Origin of the sequence: Streptomyces rhizosphaerihabitans (assembly GCF_025399795.1) — a bacterium.
In the GTDB taxonomy this organism is placed as follows: Bacteria; Actinomycetota; Actinomycetes; order Streptomycetales; family Streptomycetaceae; genus Streptomyces; species Streptomyces rhizosphaerihabitans.
Genome location: NZ_JAODTZ010000016.1, coordinates 99,176 through 114,785, shown reverse-complemented (window position 1 = coordinate 114,785; position 15,610 = coordinate 99,176). Strand labels below are relative to the sequence as shown.

Annotated in this window: 11 protein-coding genes and 1 pseudogene; 7 read left to right on the top strand and 5 right to left on the bottom strand. The window is 69.6% G+C overall.

Annotated features, from left to right (window positions below; genetic code table 11):
- The first annotated feature begins 57 nt into the window (after positions 1–57).
- From N4G66_RS18295 to N4G66_RS18290, 3 genes are all read left to right on the top strand, one after another.
- Positions 58–1,599 carry an FUSC family protein gene (locus N4G66_RS18295; protein WP_261705203.1) on the top strand — a complete coding sequence of 514 codons (1,542 nt, stop codon included), beginning with the start codon at positions 58–60 and terminating at the stop codon, positions 1,597–1,599.
- Between the two features lie 247 nt (positions 1,600–1,846).
- Positions 1,847–2,692 carry a hypothetical protein gene (locus N4G66_RS45650; RefSeq protein WP_315903653.1) on the top strand — a complete coding sequence of 282 codons (846 nt, stop codon included), beginning with the start codon at positions 1,847–1,849 and terminating at the stop codon, positions 2,690–2,692.
- Positions 2,631–4,151 (top strand): peptidoglycan recognition protein family protein, encoded by a 1,521-nt coding sequence (locus tag N4G66_RS18290; protein WP_315903652.1) that lies wholly within the window; start codon positions 2,631–2,633, stop codon positions 4,149–4,151. Before N4G66_RS45650 ends, N4G66_RS18290 begins: the two co-directional genes overlap by 62 nt.
- Positions 4,152–4,346: 195 nt before the next feature.
- Here the strand turns inward: N4G66_RS18290 and N4G66_RS18285 are convergent, their stop codons facing one another.
- Positions 4,347–5,417 (bottom strand): protein kinase family protein, encoded by a 1,071-nt coding sequence (locus N4G66_RS18285; RefSeq protein WP_261705202.1) that lies wholly within the window; start codon positions 5,415–5,417, stop codon positions 4,347–4,349.
- Between the two features lie 235 nt (positions 5,418–5,652).
- On the opposite strand from N4G66_RS18285, the pseudogene N4G66_RS18280 reads away from it, so the two are divergent.
- The 3 genes and pseudogenes from N4G66_RS18280 to N4G66_RS18270 all read left to right on the top strand — a co-directional run bounded on the left by N4G66_RS18280 (position 5,653) and on the right by N4G66_RS18270 (position 7,725).
- Positions 5,653–6,170 (top strand): annotated as a pseudogene (locus N4G66_RS18280) (hypothetical protein).
- A gap of 84 nt (positions 6,171–6,254) precedes the next feature.
- Complete coding sequence (locus tag N4G66_RS18275; RefSeq protein ID WP_261705201.1) at positions 6,255–6,929, top strand: alpha/beta fold hydrolase; 675 nt, start codon at positions 6,255–6,257, stop codon at positions 6,927–6,929.
- 211 nt (positions 6,930–7,140) lie between these two features.
- Positions 7,141–7,725 (top strand): maltokinase N-terminal cap-like domain-containing protein, encoded by a 585-nt coding sequence (locus N4G66_RS18270; RefSeq protein WP_261705200.1) that lies wholly within the window; start codon positions 7,141–7,143, stop codon positions 7,723–7,725.
- A 187-nt stretch (positions 7,726–7,912) separates the two neighbouring features.
- Here N4G66_RS18270 and N4G66_RS18265 read toward each other — a convergent pair whose 3' ends face one another.
- The 3 genes from N4G66_RS18265 to N4G66_RS18255 all read right to left on the bottom strand — a co-directional run bounded on the left by N4G66_RS18265 (position 7,913) and on the right by N4G66_RS18255 (position 11,745).
- Positions 7,913–8,347, bottom strand: coding sequence for an ankyrin repeat domain-containing protein (locus tag N4G66_RS18265; RefSeq protein WP_261705199.1), 435 nt, complete (start codon positions 8,345–8,347; stop codon positions 7,913–7,915).
- Between the two features lie 303 nt (positions 8,348–8,650).
- The gene (locus tag N4G66_RS18260; RefSeq protein WP_261705198.1) at positions 8,651–10,573 is read right to left on the bottom strand and encodes a glycoside hydrolase family 5 protein; all 1,923 of its coding nucleotides are present in this window, start codon (positions 10,571–10,573) and stop codon (positions 8,651–8,653) included.
- A gap of 440 nt (positions 10,574–11,013) precedes the next feature.
- On the bottom strand, positions 11,014–11,745 hold the full coding sequence (locus N4G66_RS18255; RefSeq protein ID WP_261705197.1) for a TetR/AcrR family transcriptional regulator: 732 nt from the start codon (positions 11,743–11,745) through the stop codon (positions 11,014–11,016).
- 62 nt (positions 11,746–11,807) lie between these two features.
- Here N4G66_RS18255 and N4G66_RS18250 point away from each other — a divergent pair, with 62 nt between their 5' ends.
- Positions 11,808–13,256, top strand: a complete 1,449-nt coding sequence (locus N4G66_RS18250) for a hypothetical protein (protein ID WP_261705196.1) — start codon at positions 11,808–11,810, stop codon at positions 13,254–13,256.
- A gap of 283 nt (positions 13,257–13,539) precedes the next feature.
- Here N4G66_RS18250 and N4G66_RS18245 read toward each other — a convergent pair whose 3' ends face one another.
- The gene (locus tag N4G66_RS18245) at positions 13,540–15,126 is read right to left on the bottom strand and encodes a peptidoglycan-binding protein (protein ID WP_261705195.1); all 1,587 of its coding nucleotides are present in this window, start codon (positions 15,124–15,126) and stop codon (positions 13,540–13,542) included.
- Positions 15,127–15,610: the final 484 nt, after the last annotated feature.

Genomic DNA, 15,610 nt, shown 5'->3' with positions numbered 1-15,610 from the left:
CGCCGTGCACTGCACTTCGATCCGCGAGGGACGCACCTGCGTACGACGGTCGTGGCCATGGCCACGGTGCTGGGCACGTACGGCTGGGCGCTGCTCGTCGAGCACGAGGCGGGGCTGTACGTGGACAGCGTGGTGCAGGCGGTGGTGATCGCCTCGGCGCTCGGTCGCGTGCAACGCCTCTTCGACCGGACCGATCGGCTGCTGGCCTGCGTCGTGCTGCCCTGCGCGGCAGCGGCGGGCACGGAGCTGAGCACCTTGATCCAGCAGCACCCCCTTGCGGGTGACGCGGCGTTCGTCGTGGGAGTCGCGGGGGCGATCTGGGTGCGCCGGTTCGGAGCGCGCGCCACCCGGGCCGGCACACTCGTCGTTCTGCCACTGATTGCGGTCCTGGTGGTGCCCGCCGGGACGGTGCCCGTGAGCGGGCACGAGCACACCGGCTGGGCGGCGGTGACGGCCCTGGCGGCGGTCGCCTGGGGAACCGTGGTGACGTGGACGGCGCAGCGCACCGGCCTCGTGGCGCGACCGCCCTCCGCGAAAGTGACCACGGCGCCACGCGCCACGCGCCGCCGGCTGCCCGCCGGCACCCGGATGGCTCTGCAGATGGCGGCGGCGTTGACCGCCGCGTTCGCGATCGGCCGGAACCTGTGGCCGGACCACTGGGCGTGGGTCGTGCTCACGGCGTTCCTGGTGTGCAGCGGTGCGCGCAGCCGCGGCGACGTACTGGTCAAAGGGGCCTGGCGCACGCTCGGCGCGGCGGCCGGCACGGTGGTGGCCTCCGCTGTCTCCGGACAGTTCGGACCGCGGTCGGACACCGCGGTCGTCGTGATCTTCGTCGTGCTGGCCGTGGCCACGTGGCTGCGCGAACTCAGCTACGCCTACTGGGCGGGCTGTGTCACCGCCGTACTCTCGCTGCTCTACGACTGGTTCGGGCAGAACCCCGGAGACCTCCTGCACACCCGGTTGGCGGGAATCGCGGTCGGCGCGGTTCTCGGCCTGACGGCCTCCTGGCTGATCCTGCCCATCCGTACAGAGGCGGTGATACGGGCCCGCGCCGCGGCGGCGCTGTCGGGTCTGGGCGAGTTGATGGAGGCCGACTGGCGCGACGGCCCGGCCGTACGCATGGCGCAGGCTCGATTCGCCTACCGCGTCGAGCAGTTGGGAGCCGTGACGGCTCCGCTGCGGATCCTGGCCGCCGTGCCCGCACCCCGGGCACTGTCCGCTCGGCGGCACCCGGACCACTTCACGCTCCGGTCCGTGACGGCGCTGCGGCGCTGCGGCGATCCCGTCGACCACCTCGCCCTCGCCGTCGGTGCGGCCCCGGACGCCCTCGCCGCCGATCCGGCCGTCCTCCGACGCCGCACTCAGGTCGCGGCGCACGCACTCACCGTGCGCCGGGCGATCGGCCGCCGCCCGGCCCCGCCCACCGCAACGGGAGCGGCACCGCCGGAACAGGTGCGGACAACTGGAGCGGCGCCACCCGCGCATCGATCGGCCCTCGCCGCCCTCGACGCGATCGACACCCAACTCGGCACTCTCGGCGCGTTGTTCGGACTGTCCGCCGCACCCGCGGCCGGCACGACCACACCCGCGGGCGACTGACCGGCGAGGAACCCGGCGGCCTCCCCGCAGAACAGTTGCGCACCGTCCCGGTCGACGGCCGGCGTTCGGGGCCGGCCCGCGGACCGGCGGTCGGGGCGGCAGGTGGCCAGGTCAGGCCGGCGCGGCTCCGTGGACCGGTGACACACAATCGAGCCAGAAACCGTTTCCAGCCATTGTTTAACTCTCATATATTTTCCCTGTACATCACATACATGCGTGACACACGGAGAAGTGAGAGGGTAGGGCATTGAGACGTCGTGGGTGGGGTGCGGCCGTTCTGGTGGCCGCAGCGGTCTCCGGAACGTTGGTCGTCCAGGGGGTCACCGGCGGGGGCAGCGGTGACTCGGGGAACGAGGGGAAGTCCGGGCCCATCCGGACCAGCGCGAAGACGGCGGCGTTGAAGGTGGCCGCCAGCGGCACGTCCGCCGGCCTGGTCCGGCGGGGTACCGCGCCCTTCAGCATGCTCGGGGTCACCTGGGCCGAACCGTCCGCACGGGTGACCGGCACGATCGAGGCCAGGGCGCGGAACGCGGAGCACGGTACGTGGTCGAAGTGGCTGCGGCTGGACGGCAACAGCGGTGACGGCGAGCAGGGCGCGTCCCGCGGCGGCACCGATCCGGTGTGGGTGGGCCCATCCGACGGCGTGGAGGTGCGGATGTCCGGCCGGACATCACAGCGGCTGCCCGCGGGCCTCCGGCTGGACATGATCGACCCTGGCGGCGGCAAGAACTCCCGGATGCAGCCGGCCGGGTTCGTGATGGACCCGACCGATCCCGCCGACCCGACCGATCCCACCGACCCGGCCGTGACGGACCCGCCCGCGGAGACCACCTCCCCCGACCCGTCCCCGTCCCTCCCCTCCGAGCCTCCGAGCCTCCGAGCCTCCGACGGAGACGACGACCTCCGCCGCGCCCACGGAGTCGGAGACCTCGGCCGAGAGCGCGTCTCCCAGCGCCCCCACGTCGGACTCCTCCTCCCCGACCCCGACCGCCTCGTCGACGGCGACCGTCCCGCCGGCCCCGCCGTCCACCGTGCCCCGCCCGTCGATCGCCTCACGAGCGGACTGGAGCGCGGACGAGTCCATCAGCCCTGAGGAGCCCGGCTATCTCCCCGGCGGGAAGATCAAGGCGGTGGTGCTCCACCACACCGCAGGGTCCAACGACTACACCTGCGCCGAGGCCCCGGCCATCATCCGGGCCACGTACGCCTACGACGTGGAACAGCTGACCTGGAAGGACATCGGCTACAACTTCCTCGTCGACAAGTGCGGCACGATCTACGAGGGGCGCAAGGGCGGCGTCGACCGACCGGTGATGGGCGCGCACGCCTACGGCTTCAACTCCGAGACCACCGGCATCGCCATCATGGGCGACTACAGCTCGATCGCCCCGTCGAAGGAGTCGATGGCCTCGGTCGCCCGGCTCGCCGCGTGGAAGCTCGGCCAGTACGGCGTCGACCCGACCGGCACCACCACCCTCACCGCGGGCGCGACCGGACCGAACTACTACCGCCAGACGTGGGAGGCGGGCACCAGGATGACCCTCCCCACGATCCACGGCCACCGTGACGGCTACAACACGGTCTGTCCGGGCGACGCCTACTACGACCTGCTGCCCACGATCCGTACCTGGGCGGGCGGACCGGTCACCGGCCTCACCCTGAACTCCGTCACCGGCGCCGCCCAGTCCGGCACCACCGTCCTCACCAAGGCCGCCGTCACCCTGAACTGGTCGGCCACGACCCCGGCCGCCCTGGTCAAGCAGTACGACGTGCTGGTCGACGGCAAGGTCGCGGCCACCGTCCCCGGCACCGCGGCCTCCGCCAAGGTGAACCTGGCCGTGGGCACACACAAGGTCGCCGTACGGGGCGTCCACCAGTCCGGGAGGACCGCGACCACCTCGGAGGCCACGGTCGTCGCCGAGACCACCGCGCCCGTCTTCTCCACGAAGCCGAACCTCGCCCTGGGCGCCGGCACGGTGAACACCACGGCCGTCCCGCTGACCCTGAAGTGGAGGGCCACCGACACGTCAGGGCTGAAGGAGGTCCGCCTCACCGCCCCGGTCGCGAAGACCTACGGTCCGACGGTCACGAGCGCGGCCTTCACCGCCAAGTCCGCGGTCGCCACGAGCTGGAACATGACCGCGTACGACCAGGTCGGCAACACTGCCTCGGCCTCGGTGAGCGGTACCCTGGTCATCCTCCAGGAGACCTCGGCCACCCGGTCGGGCACCTGGACGGCCAGGTCTTCGACCAGCTACCTGGGCGGCAAGGCCTACGGCAGCTCGACGAAGAACGCCTCGCTGACCTGGACCTTCACCGGCCGCTCGGCGGCCCTGGTGGTCTCGCGCGCCGCGACCTCCGGCCAGGTGTACGTCTACGCGGACGGCAAGAAGACCGCCACCGTGGACCTGAAGTCGACCACGACCAAGTACCGCGACGCGATCTGGACGGACACCTGGACCACCACCGCCAAGCACACGGTGAAGATCGTGGTCGTCGGCACCAGCGGCCGGCCCACGGTCACGACCGACGGGCTGGTCTACCTCAAGTAGCCGGTCGAACAACCCCTCAGGGGCCACCGCGCCACGCCGACGCGGTGACCCCTGGGTTCCGGACGGTACGACGTGACGCCGGACGACCCTCTCCTGTGACCCGCCACATCGAACGCGCGGAGGACCCCACCGCACCGCGGCGAGCACACGCCGACGAAGGAACGCCTCACCGTCGGCCGCACGTCAGGCCAGGCCTCAGCCCGTGCGCGATGCGAGGATCCGCTCGATGGCCGCCTGCGGGTACGCGATCTCTCGGCTCTCGTCCCGGAGCCTCTCGTGGAAGTCCGTCACGGCTGCCGCGAGAGGAGCGTGACGGTCAAGGAGCGCCGTGGCCTCCGGCGGGCCCGCGGGAGGGCGTGCCCCTTGGGCACACGCGCGTATCAGCGCCACCCGTTCCGCCCGCTCGTAGCCGTACAGGCCCGTGATCAGCCAGTTCACCAAGTAGCTGAGCGTGTACGCGCGGTCGTACGTCCGGTGCCGCTCGAAGAAGTCGGCCTCGGCGGCGGACAGGTCGAAGCGGGCCGACAGGGCAAGGCCGTAGTCGGCGAAGTAGAGGCGCCGGCCGTCGGTCAGGATGTTCTCGAAGTGGGCGTCGAAGTGCAGGAGACTTCGGTCGTTCATGAACGAAGTACCGGCCGCCAGTTCCCTCTCCACCAGGGCACAAGCCCGGTCGACGGCCCCGTCGCCGGCTCGTACCTGCTCGTTGAGCCAGTCGTGCAGCGTCTTAGGGATGTACTCGAGGAACAGCACGAGGCTCGCCGGGGACTCCCTGAGGGCCTCGATACGACGACGTACCTCCGGCCCGCCTCCCCAATAGGCCACGGCCTGATCCACGTCGGCGAGCTCGTCCGGAAGGGTGGGTGCCTCGTCCGGCAGCACCCGCCAGTGGTACATCAGCGGAAATCCCTGATGCTGCCCTGCGAGCACCCAGTTGGTGGTCATGGTGTGGACGGCGGCTTCCCGCCACGCCCCGAACCCCGGCCCCCCGATGCCGTACTGGCAGAAGACAGGTAGTCCGAACATGTTCGCCGTGGACCGCACGCGGTCGGGCCGAAGCTCGACCTCCGTCAAGGGGACCCGCTTGACGAACACCGGCGTGCCGGCGACTTCCAGCAGCGCGGACCGCCCGCCGATACCGGAACCGAGCGGTGCGGCGGCGTCCACGAGCTCGCTGAGCCCTCGATCACTGTGCAGGGCCAGATGAGTGGAAACGGTGCTGTACGCGGCCGGCCGAGCACCATGCGGCGCGCCGACGCCCTCGGCCATGGCCCGCATCGAATGCCTACCTCGTCTCTCGCCTCGGACCACGAGCTTCCAAGAGGCAACAGTCGCTGCCGAAAGGCGAGTCCTGACCGCACTGTACGTTGACGCCGGCGCCCCGGGACCAGCGATCGCATCCGGTGGACGGGTACCCGCTCCCCGATCACCTGACTGTGTCGACAGCTCGATAAGGGCGTAATTCCCCATGTCCTGGCCGTGGCGCCGGTCTAGGTTGGCCGGTATGAAGGCACCGGGACGGGACTACCGCTATGTGGGGCCCAGTGATCTTAGGGGTCTTGTCCGGCCTGGCGGAGAGGGCGCACGCATCCGCTCGCCGACGGACTTCACTCGGTGGGTGTCGGCTCGCGACGTGGAAGAACTGGCTGAGCCGTTCACCTTCGTAGTTGATACCCAGGGCGCCCTCCGATTGGCGCGCCGCGCCGCAGCGAGCACGTGGTCTGCGCGGGCGGGGAAGCGGTGCTGGGTGCTGGTGAGGTGAGCTTCCGCGAGGAGTTCGGGCAGTGGGTGGTCGACGAGGTCAGCAATCAGTCGACCGGATACTGCCCGGACGTCGGCTCATGGTCGGCCGTAGCGGATGCCCTGGAGCGAGCCGGGGTCGATCGCCCCGACCGGTTCACGCACCAGGTGGTGTTCCGGCGCTGTGTGTCATGCCGACAGGTCAATGTCGTGCGTGAGGACGACTTCGTCTGCGTGTTCTGCGATGAAGCCCTGCCGTCCGACTGGAACATCGACCGATAACGGTGTCAGGTCGTCACCGCGACCGATGAGTTCCGTCGCTGTCGGCGGTCTGTACGTCGTGAGGGTGAACGGACGGAGGCGAGGATGAGCGTGTTTGTCTTGGTTCCCGGGGCCGGGGGTGCGGCCTGGTACTGGCATCGGGTGGTGTCCGAGTTGCAAGCGAGGGGGCACGAGGCGGTCGCGGTGGATCTGCCCGGCGCCGATGAGTCCTCGGGGCTGCCCGAGTACACCGACGCTGTGGTCGCGGCGATCGGCGATCACGACGATGTCGTCCTGGTGGCCCAGTCGATGGGCGGCTTCACGGCACCGATGGTCTGCGCCCGTGTTCCCGTAGGACTGCTGGTGCTCGTCAATGCGATGGTGCCGCTCCCGGGCGAGACGCCCGCACAGTGGTGGGGCAACACGGGATCGGAGCCGGCCCGCCTCGCCGCGGCCGAAGCGGGCGGCTACGGCACCGAGTTCGACCTGGACACCTACTTCCTGCACGACGTACCGGCGGCGGTCGCCGCCGCAGGGGCGGATCACGAGCGACCCGAGGCCGACATCGCCTTCGGCCAGCCATGCGACATCAAGCGATGGCCCGACGTGACCACGCGTGTGCTTGCCGGGGCCGAGGACCGGTTCTTCCCTCTGGAGTTCCAGCGCCGAGTGGCCCACGACCGCCTCGGGATCGAGGCCGAGACCGTTCCCGGTGGGCATCTGGCCGCACTGTCACACCCGGCCCCGCTCGTCGACCGGCTGGTCGAGCAGCTTCCGTGAGTCGTCCTTCGACCTCCGGTGTTCTGTGACACCACCCCCTTCGGGAACGTGACTGTCCGAGGCGACATGGGCAACGGGCAAGCCTGTGGGGCCAGTTGCTGTCGCTCGGGAAGCACAGGAGGTTTCCGACAGGTTCGATCACACCCCGTCGGAGGACGGGCCCGGACCTACGCGTGAGGGAGCTCGCACGGCCTCTGTCCACCACACCACCATGACGCCCACCAAGCCGGAACTGCTCACCGGCTGGCTGCCGAAGCAGAGTTGGTACGTGGGCGACACGGAAGCGCCGGAGCTCGTCAAGGCCGGCGGGTTCCGTCTGGACGATCCCGAGGGCGCTGTCGGGATCGAGTTCATGGTCGTGGTGGACGCCACCGCGCAGCCGCCGGTGGCGTATCCGGTGCCGATGGGCTACCGCGGTGCGGTACTGGAAGGTGTCCCCGACGAGGCGTTGATCGGGACCTCCGAGCACGCGGTGCCCGGCACCCGGTGGATCTACGACGGCGTCCACGACCCGGTGGTGATGGCGCAGTTGCACGCGCTGCTGCGCGGCGAGACGGAGCCACAGCATCAGAGCAGGAGCGACACCCCTGACCCGACCGTCGCTGTCCACGGAATTGGCCCCGGCGACGCTTTTGACGTTCAGGTCAACCGCGTCCCGCGGCCGGAGGAGGTCGCACAGAGTTCGTCCGGTCGCCTCGTCGCCGGGTGGGCCCGGCCGAACGGAACGACCGCTCGGGGAGTACTCGCGGACCTGGTCGAGCGGCGGATCGTATCCCTCGGGCACGAGGCTCGTTGAAGAGGTCATCGCGCAAACGCCCCCGACGGATGCGCGGCACGTGAGGGCCCGAATCCCTGCCCGGTCTCGGGCCCTCACCCCAATCCATCGCACACATGACGTCCTGCCGCCCGTCGGCGGCCCGACGGCTCCGTCCCACGGCGGCCTGGAAATCGAGCCGAGTGGCATGCTGACGACGAACGGCGATCTACGTGGTTCCCCCGCTTGGGGTGGCTCGCGCTGCGGCGAGGAGTTCGGCGGTTTCGGGGTGGGGGCCGTTGTTCGCCCAGTCCAGGGGGGACCAGCCCGTTCCGCGATCTTCACGAAGGCTCGGGTCCGCGCCGTGCGCCAACAGTTCGCGAACCGTTTCGACGTGCCCCCAGCATGCGGCTGCGCACAACGGCGTGCCCTCCGAACCGAGTCCGCTGCTCTCGGTGTCGGGGGAGGCCCCGGCCGTCAGGAGAAGGCGGGCTATCTCTGCTTCCCCGTTCACGGATGCCGCGTACAGAGGGGTAGTGCCCTCACTGTCTCTCCGCTCCGGGTCGGCTCCAGCCCGCAGAACCCATTTCACTCGGGCGGCGTCACCTGTCACTGTTGCCGCGAAGAGATGACGGGAGAGCTTCTTCCGCCTGCGCTGGTTCATGGGTGGCGAGGTTAGCGACCAGGTACACGGCAGGGCCAGTCATATCCACTCGGTGTCGACGTCGATGGGCGGCTCCTTCTGCAGATCCCCTCGGGTCCCCTGCATGTTCGTCAGGTGTCCGAAGTCGGCGTGGAGTCGGGTGGACACGCCGCCGGGACCCAATCGGCCTGTGTGCGCAGGGGCTTGGTCGGCCGGGTCCCGGCGGCGAGGGCTTTCGCGCGGCGGTACGTCACTCACGGCACGGCACCTCTTGGGCACCCTCCGCCCAGTGCGCGGACCGCGTCCATGCCGGACGAGCGGTGATCAGCTCAGCTTGCGGCAGAGCAGGGCGGCCGGCCCCTGACCGGCGCCGAAGCGGGTCGTGAAGGCGATCCCGGCGGCGTACTCGTCATCGGCGCACTGGCCCTTGTAGTCGCCGTTCGCGAAGTCGCCGCCGGCCGCGTTGGCGGGCCGGTTGTCGGAACGGTCGAACCACACGGTTCGCCCGGCGCCCGCCAACGCGGGGCCGGCGGGAACGCACAGGCCCGCCGACGTCCGGCCGCCGCGGCGGCTGTAGCCGATGAGGAAGTTCCCCGTCGGACACTGCAACTTGGTGTATCCGGAGGCCCAGTCACCGCCCGCGGGAACGTAGCGCTCGTCGGTGACGACAGTCTGGCTATTGCCCGCGGAGCGCAGGTCGCCCGTGGAGACGTCGGTGCACAACGCTCGGACGCCGCTGTGCCCGAGACCGATCAGCCGCTGCCCGTCGGGGCAAGTGGCCTTGGACGCACCCGAGTTCCAGTCGCCGCCCGCCCGCACCCGGAGCGACTGCACATAGTCGCCGTGATCCGTGGCGAGCATGCGCCAACTGGGGACCGCGGCGACGGACCCGGTGCGGGTCGGGGCGGTCATGAGCCGGTTCCATGCGCTCCCGCGCCAGTCGGACTGGTCGAGGATGCCGTACCGGTTGCCCGAGGTGTCGTAGCGCAGCAGGGACCAGTCGTCGTGGCCCTCCCAGCCGACGAGCGGCCAGTAGGCGAAGTCGGCGTCGTGGTCGGCGAAGTAGTCGGTGACGTTGCCGAACCAGGTACGGGCGGCCGTGTTCGTCTCACCGGCTCCGATGCCGAACTCGCTGATCCACACAGGTGCGGTGAAGTGCTGGTTCTCCTCCGAAGAGACGAAGAAGGCCTGGTCGTTGAGGACTTGGTAGAGCTGGTCGCGCGTGAGGTCCTGGTAGCGGGCGTCGTGGGTTTCGCCGATCCCGCTGGCGCCGCTGTGGTTGGGGCCGGTGTATCCGTAGAAGTGGGCGGAGTACACCAGCTTGTGAGCGGCGACGAGGGTGTGCGAGAGCATGCGCGCGGGGGTGAGGGTGGGGCGGCCGTGCGGCAGCCCGTCGACCGGCAGACCGGTCCAGTTGATCCCCTCGATGACGATGAGGAGGTTGGGGTTGGCCTCGGAGAGGATGCGGTCCCCGGCGAGCTGGGCGGCCGCGTACCAGTCGTGGGCGTCGCCCAGGCCCCAGTTGGGGTCGTCCAGTACGTCACGGCGTACTTCGTTGTAGAGGTCGGCGCCCACCACCCGCGGGTCACCGGCGTAACGGCGGGCCATGAAGACCCAGTCGTCCGCCCACTGCTGGGTCGACTGCCCGCTGTTCCAGCGTTCGTTGCCGTCGACGCCGCAGCACCATCGAGAGGTGTTGGTGTGGTTGTTCAGGATGACCGCGAACCCGTCCTGGGTGAGGGCGGCGACCACGGCGTCGTAGACCTGCAGGGGTGTCTTGCCCCGTAGCCCCGGATTGGCCGTGACGGCGACGTCCGGCACCGGTGTCGTCGCATGGATCATCTCGTTGGAGAAGGGCAGCCGGATACTGTTGATACCCAGCCGGTGGAAGTCGCCGAGCAGTTGGGGCAGGGAAGCACGGTCCAGGCCGAGGGGTATGCCGTAGGAGTCCTGGCCTGCGTGATGGTTGGCCGGGTCGTCGATGCTGCCGCTGCCTGTCCAGGAGCCCTGCGCGCCGTCCCAGTTGGCCGACTTCAGCCGGAAACGGTTTCCGTCGGCGTCCACGACGTACCGCCCGCGGGTGGACAACGGCGGTTGCCACGTCTCGGTGGCGGAAGCGGTGGCCGAAGCTGCCTGCGCGCTGCCCGCGGGATCCCCGGTGGCGGCGACCGCCCCGGGGGCCGTGGCGAGCAGCAGAAGGGCCGCGGTCGCTAATGTCAGGTACTTGCCAAATCTGAGGGTGGGCATCGGACCTCGGTGAGTAGGTGTTGATACGTGGACGGGCGTGTCTGCCGGTCGGCGCCCGAGCAGCAGTGCCGACGGGCGCGTCCCGGGGTGGCGGGCCGAGTCGGCTCCCGTTCGGGCGGCGGCCACCGGTATACGAAAGCCGGATACCGCGTGGACGGACGGGTCGTACTGTCGTGCTCTTGAACAGGGTCTTGCGAGGCGCTCGTGACCGGAACGCCGGCTACGCCACGGGCGCTTCATCCTTCCCGCTGACCACAGGTACGAACCTGAGGGAACCTGAGCCTAGCGGGAAGGCCGGGCCCGGGCGACGGTTCCGGTCAGGCGTGACACCCGGCCCGGAAGGGCATGTCCGCCGAACCACCATGCCGGGCCACAGGCTCGCACGGACACCTGCAGCGCCGACCCGTCGGGCGCATCTGGCAGCTCCGCTCGCCAGGGACTCAGCGGTTCAACTCGGACTCGATGCCGTCGAGCAGAAAGGTCAGGCTGATTTCGAACTGCTCGTCCATGCCGGGTCCGGTCGGTGCTTTCATCCAGCGGGCGAGCAGTTCGTGACCTCCCTGCTCCGCCAGCCCTTGGGCCGCGGCGACGGCTTCGGTGAGCCGCTGCGGGGTGTCGAGGCCGAGCCGGCGCCGCATCGCGTGTTCCTCGGCCACCTGTTGCGCGCTGCCCAGGACATGGCGGTCGAGGAGTGCCGCGTAGGCGACGGCCCGGCCCAGGTCCGCACCCTGCTCCAGCAGGACACGGAGCTGGAACTCTGTACGGCGCATCGCATGCGGGCCCAACGGTGGCCGGGTCGGGGCGAGTTGGGCGTACCAGAGGTGCCGTTTGGCCATTGCCCAGGTCTCCGTGGCCACCGCCCTCAGGTCTGACCATCCGTCAGTTCTTCGCTCCGGAGGCAGTGGGACTTCCGCGGTGGCGGCGTCGAGCATCAGATCGACGAGTCCGTCCTTGCTCAGTACGTGACGATAGAGGGCCATGGGCGTGTACGGGCCCAGCCACCTGGCCACCGCGGACATCGTCAGCGCCTCCGCACCGCCCTCGTCGGCGACGGCCATGGCCGCTCGCACGATGTCCTCGCGCTCCAGCGGGCTCTGCCGACGCCGGGGCTCGGGATGGGTCCAGATCAGCGAGACGCCGGGCTCCCCGACCGTTTTCCGCACTTCGTCCACGGGCGTAGTTTATACCATCAGCTACAGTTTAAGGCGTATACGTAAGCACGAAGGGAAGTGTCATGGAGAGGGAAGCAGTACCGGCCGGGATCCGGCTGGGTATCGGCCGGGGCATCGGCTACGGCCTGTTCGGTGAGCCGGACGCCTTTGTGCCGCAGGTCCGGGCACTCGGCGGCACCCTCGTACGGGTCTACGTGTACTGGGCCCAGGTCGAGCCGGAGCCCGGCCGCTTCGACTGGGCGACGGTGGACGCGATCCTCGACCAGCTCGACCCGGCCGCCGAGACCTGGTTCACGGTCTGCTCCAGCTCGCCCTGGGCCACCCGTACCCCGTCCGGCTTCCTGCCGTCGTCTCCGGCGAAGGACGACGCGCGGTACGCACACTTCGTCGATCGTCTGGTGTCCCGGTGCCGGGGCCGTGTCGAGTACTGGCAGTGCGACAACGAACCCAGCAACACCGGTCTGCTCTGGGACGGCACCGCACCCGAGTACGTCGAGCAGCTCGCCGTCTTCGCCCGGGCCGTACGGGAGGCCGACCCCGCAGCCCGTGTCGTCCTCGGCGGCTGCGGCTACGACGTACTGTCCAGCCCGCAGGACAGCACGGCCAGGCAGTTCTTCGACCATGTGGTGGACCGGGCCCGCGACGACTACGACCTGTTCTGCGTGAACCTGTACGGCGACCCGCACGACATCCCGGTACACGTCGACGATGTCCGCGCCATGATGCGGCGACACGGCTACGAGCGGCCCGTGGTGGCGGGCGAGTACAACGGCCCGACACTGTTCGAGTTCCCCGAGGCGCAGACGGCGTTCGAGCGGGAGATGACCGCGGTCTTCACCGCCCCGGTCCCGGGTCCGGAGACGGAGCCGCCGGACCGCCGCACCATGCGTGCGTTGTACGACCGCGCGGCCGAACTCCCGGACACCCTGCGGATGTTCATGGAGGACTGCCCGCCGGAACTGAGCGCGCGGCGGGACCGGATCAACTGCCGGCAGATCGTGACCCGCAACATCCTCGCCCTGGCCGCCGGCATCAGCCGCACGGTGTGCTGGAACCTCGCCCCGGAGATCCCCGGCTACCACGACCGGCTCAACCTGATGGGATTCCTCTACGGCAAGCTGGCACTGCTCGACTACGACGGAACCCGGCTGACCGTCCGCCGTCCGTCGGCGGACGCCTTCGCGCTCCTGGCCGCGCGGCTGGAGGGCGTCGATCATGTGCGCCGGGTCGCCGTCGAGCACCGTCCCGACCTCTACGTCTTCACGGTGGAGCGGCACGGGCGCGGCGCCCTGGAGGTCGCCTGGACCGCCGGTGACGTGTTCGCGGGCGAGGAAGAGGCCGCCACGCGTGTCGAGCGCCCCTGGCCCCATGCGGAGGCGCACGCAGTCGACGTCTTCGGCACACCCGTGCCGGTGGAACGCGACGGCGGAGTGATCGCCCTGCCGGTCTCGGTGACACCGGTTTTCCTGTCCGCCGAGTCGGCTCCCGGGCCGGTGTCGGCCACGGTGTGACCGGACGGCCCGTCCGGTCACACAGAAGGCCCGCAGGCCGCGATCCATTCGGTGGTGCCTGTTGGATCACGGCCTGCCGCCTCACCGACGCGGCCACGTCTCGCGGCGGGGACCCGGCATCACGGGCTCGGTCTCCGGCCGCGAGACGAAACGCCTGGGTGAACGCTCTCGGCGAGACACCCGATCAACGGGCCAGCCGGTGCACCGGTCAACGGTGCACCGGTCAACGGTGCACCGGTCAACGGTGCACCGGTCAACGGTGCACCGGTCAACGGTGCACCGGTCAGCGGACTCGGATGAACAGCACGTCGTATCCGCTGTTCTTACCGCGGGTCTTGACGTAGACGCCGTCCGAACCGCCGTTGGGATTGCCGGTGTTGCCTTCGACGGTGGTGAAGCTGGAACCGCCGCTCACCGTTCTCACGATGCCTATGTGCTCATGCCCGCCGGTGTAGTCGTTGCCACCGTTCCAGTCGAAGGCCACGATGTCGCCCGGCTGCGGGTTGGTCGTCACCGACAGGTGGTAGTTGCCGGCCCGAGCCTGCTTGACCCAACCCGAAACGTAGGTGTTGCGGTACGAGGAGGCCCCGGTCTGCTTGGCCACCCAGCTCACGAAGGTCGCGCACCAGGCGTAGTTGCTGGTGGACAGCGACAGGCCCACGGCCGAACCGTAGCTGTTGGCGCGAGCACTGCCCTCGACCGTGCCGACCTCGGCCGCGGCCACATCGAGGATCTTGCTGTACCCGCCGCCGGGCGCGGGCGAGGACGGCGGGGTGACCGCGCCGTACAGAGCGGCCTTGGTGTTCGGGCCCACCTGGCCGTCGACCGACAGGCCCTTCTCGGCCTGGAAGTCCCGCACAGCGCTGTCGGTCATCGACCCGAAGTCGCCGTCGACGGCGAGATCGGCCCCGTGGTGGTTCAGCAGGCTCTGCAGCTCGGTGACGCAGCCGCTCTTCTGGCCCTTCACGATGTTGCTCGGGCACGAGCTGGAGTTCAGGTTGATCGGCGCCGGTGCGCCGCTGCCGCCACCGGTGCTGATGTTCGAGTACAGGGCGGTCTTGGTGTTCGGGCCGACCTCGCCGTCCACCGAGATGCCCGCCGAGGACTGGAACGACTTCACGGCCGTCAGCGTCAGGGGCCCGAACTGGCCGTCCACATCGAGATGTTGACCCTTGCCGTTGAGCAGGGCCTGCAGCGTCGCGACACAACCGCCGCTCTGCCCCTCCACTATGTTCGACGGGCAGGACGCCGATCGCAGGTCCAGAGCCGTCGACGGCGACTCGTCGGTGTCGTAGAGCTCCCGCTTGGTGTTCGTGCCGACCTGGCCGTCGACCGACAGGCCGTGCGCGGACTGGAAGTTGCGGACCGCGCTGTCCGTCGCCGGCCCGAAATCGCCGTCCACATCGATCGCGTAACCGAAGTGGCGGAGCAACCGCTGGAGTTCGGTGACGCATCCGCCCTTGTTGCCCTGGACGATGTTCGCCGGACACGACGAGGACGTGAGATTGACCGGTGCTGGCGCCGAACCCCCGGTCGCGTACAGCTTGCTCTTGGTCTGGGGGCCCACCTCCCCGTCCACGGCGATCGCGACGGAGGCCTGGTACTCGCGCACCGCGTAGAGCGTGTTCGCCCCGAAATTGCCGTCCACCACCAGACCGGCACCGTGCGCGTTGAGCAGGTTCTGCAGCTCCGTGACGCAGCCGCTCACCTGGCCCCGCAGGATCACGCCAGGGCAGGACGAGGAGGTCAGTTTGATCGCCGCGGGCGCCGCCGACGCCGGATTGGCACCGAGCAGGGTGCCCGCCGAGAGAAGCGCCGTCGTGGCGGCGAAGACCCCGACCCGGACCCTCCAACCCGGTCTCGCGCTCATGATGCTCCCCTGCCGGATGCGCGCTTTGTCTGCGTGAACATGAAATGAACCGTTTATCATGACTGCGAAACATCTCCTTCGATGGATCTGCGGACATCCGTCGGACTGGTCGACCGACCCGAAACCGCACAGTGCTGCGATGTGTCGTTCATGGAAGGAGTCGCCCGCCCGGCACCCGCCTTGCTCAGGCCTGGAGCCGGTAAATGGCGGAGAAATTGGCATTTTTGCCGTGTCGGCGCATTTGCCGGCCAACGGCCTTACCTGGCAACGGAGTTGAGGTCGTCGAAAGTCATGATCGGGCTGTTCATTCCGCGCATGACGGTGACAGTTCACGCCCCTGCGCACAATGTCGCACCACACAACTGGCTGGATTTCATCGCTGCCGGTGGCCGGTAAAAACGCACACGTGACAGCTTTTGCGAATTAGGGCCTTTTCGGCGACCTGTCTCGTTGAGCCGTCTCCCACCTCATTTTGCGCAGACCA

Excerpts from the sequence above, each read along its gene's own strand:
- N4G66_RS18245 (WP_261705195.1), bottom strand. The coding sequence starts at position 15,126 with ATGAGCGCGAGACCGGGTTGGAGGGTCCGGGTCGGGGTCTTCGCCGCC.
- N4G66_RS18295 (WP_261705203.1), top strand. The coding sequence starts at position 58 with ATGGCCACGGTGCTGGGCACGTACGGCTGGGCGCTGCTCGTCGAGCAC.
- N4G66_RS18270 (WP_261705200.1), top strand. The coding sequence starts at position 7,141 with ATGACGCCCACCAAGCCGGAACTGCTCACCGGCTGGCTGCCGAAGCAG.
- N4G66_RS18260 (WP_261705198.1), bottom strand. The coding sequence starts at position 10,573 with ATGCCCACCCTCAGATTTGGCAAGTACCTGACATTAGCGACCGCGGCC.
- N4G66_RS18265 (WP_261705199.1), bottom strand. The coding sequence starts at position 8,347 with ATGAACCAGCGCAGGCGGAAGAAGCTCTCCCGTCATCTCTTCGCGGCA.
- N4G66_RS18250 (WP_261705196.1), top strand. The coding sequence starts at position 11,808 with ATGGAGAGGGAAGCAGTACCGGCCGGGATCCGGCTGGGTATCGGCCGG.
- N4G66_RS18275 (WP_261705201.1), top strand. The coding sequence starts at position 6,255 with ATGAGCGTGTTTGTCTTGGTTCCCGGGGCCGGGGGTGCGGCCTGGTAC.
- N4G66_RS18285 (WP_261705202.1), bottom strand. The coding sequence starts at position 5,417 with ATGGCCGAGGGCGTCGGCGCGCCGCATGGTGCTCGGCCGGCCGCGTAC.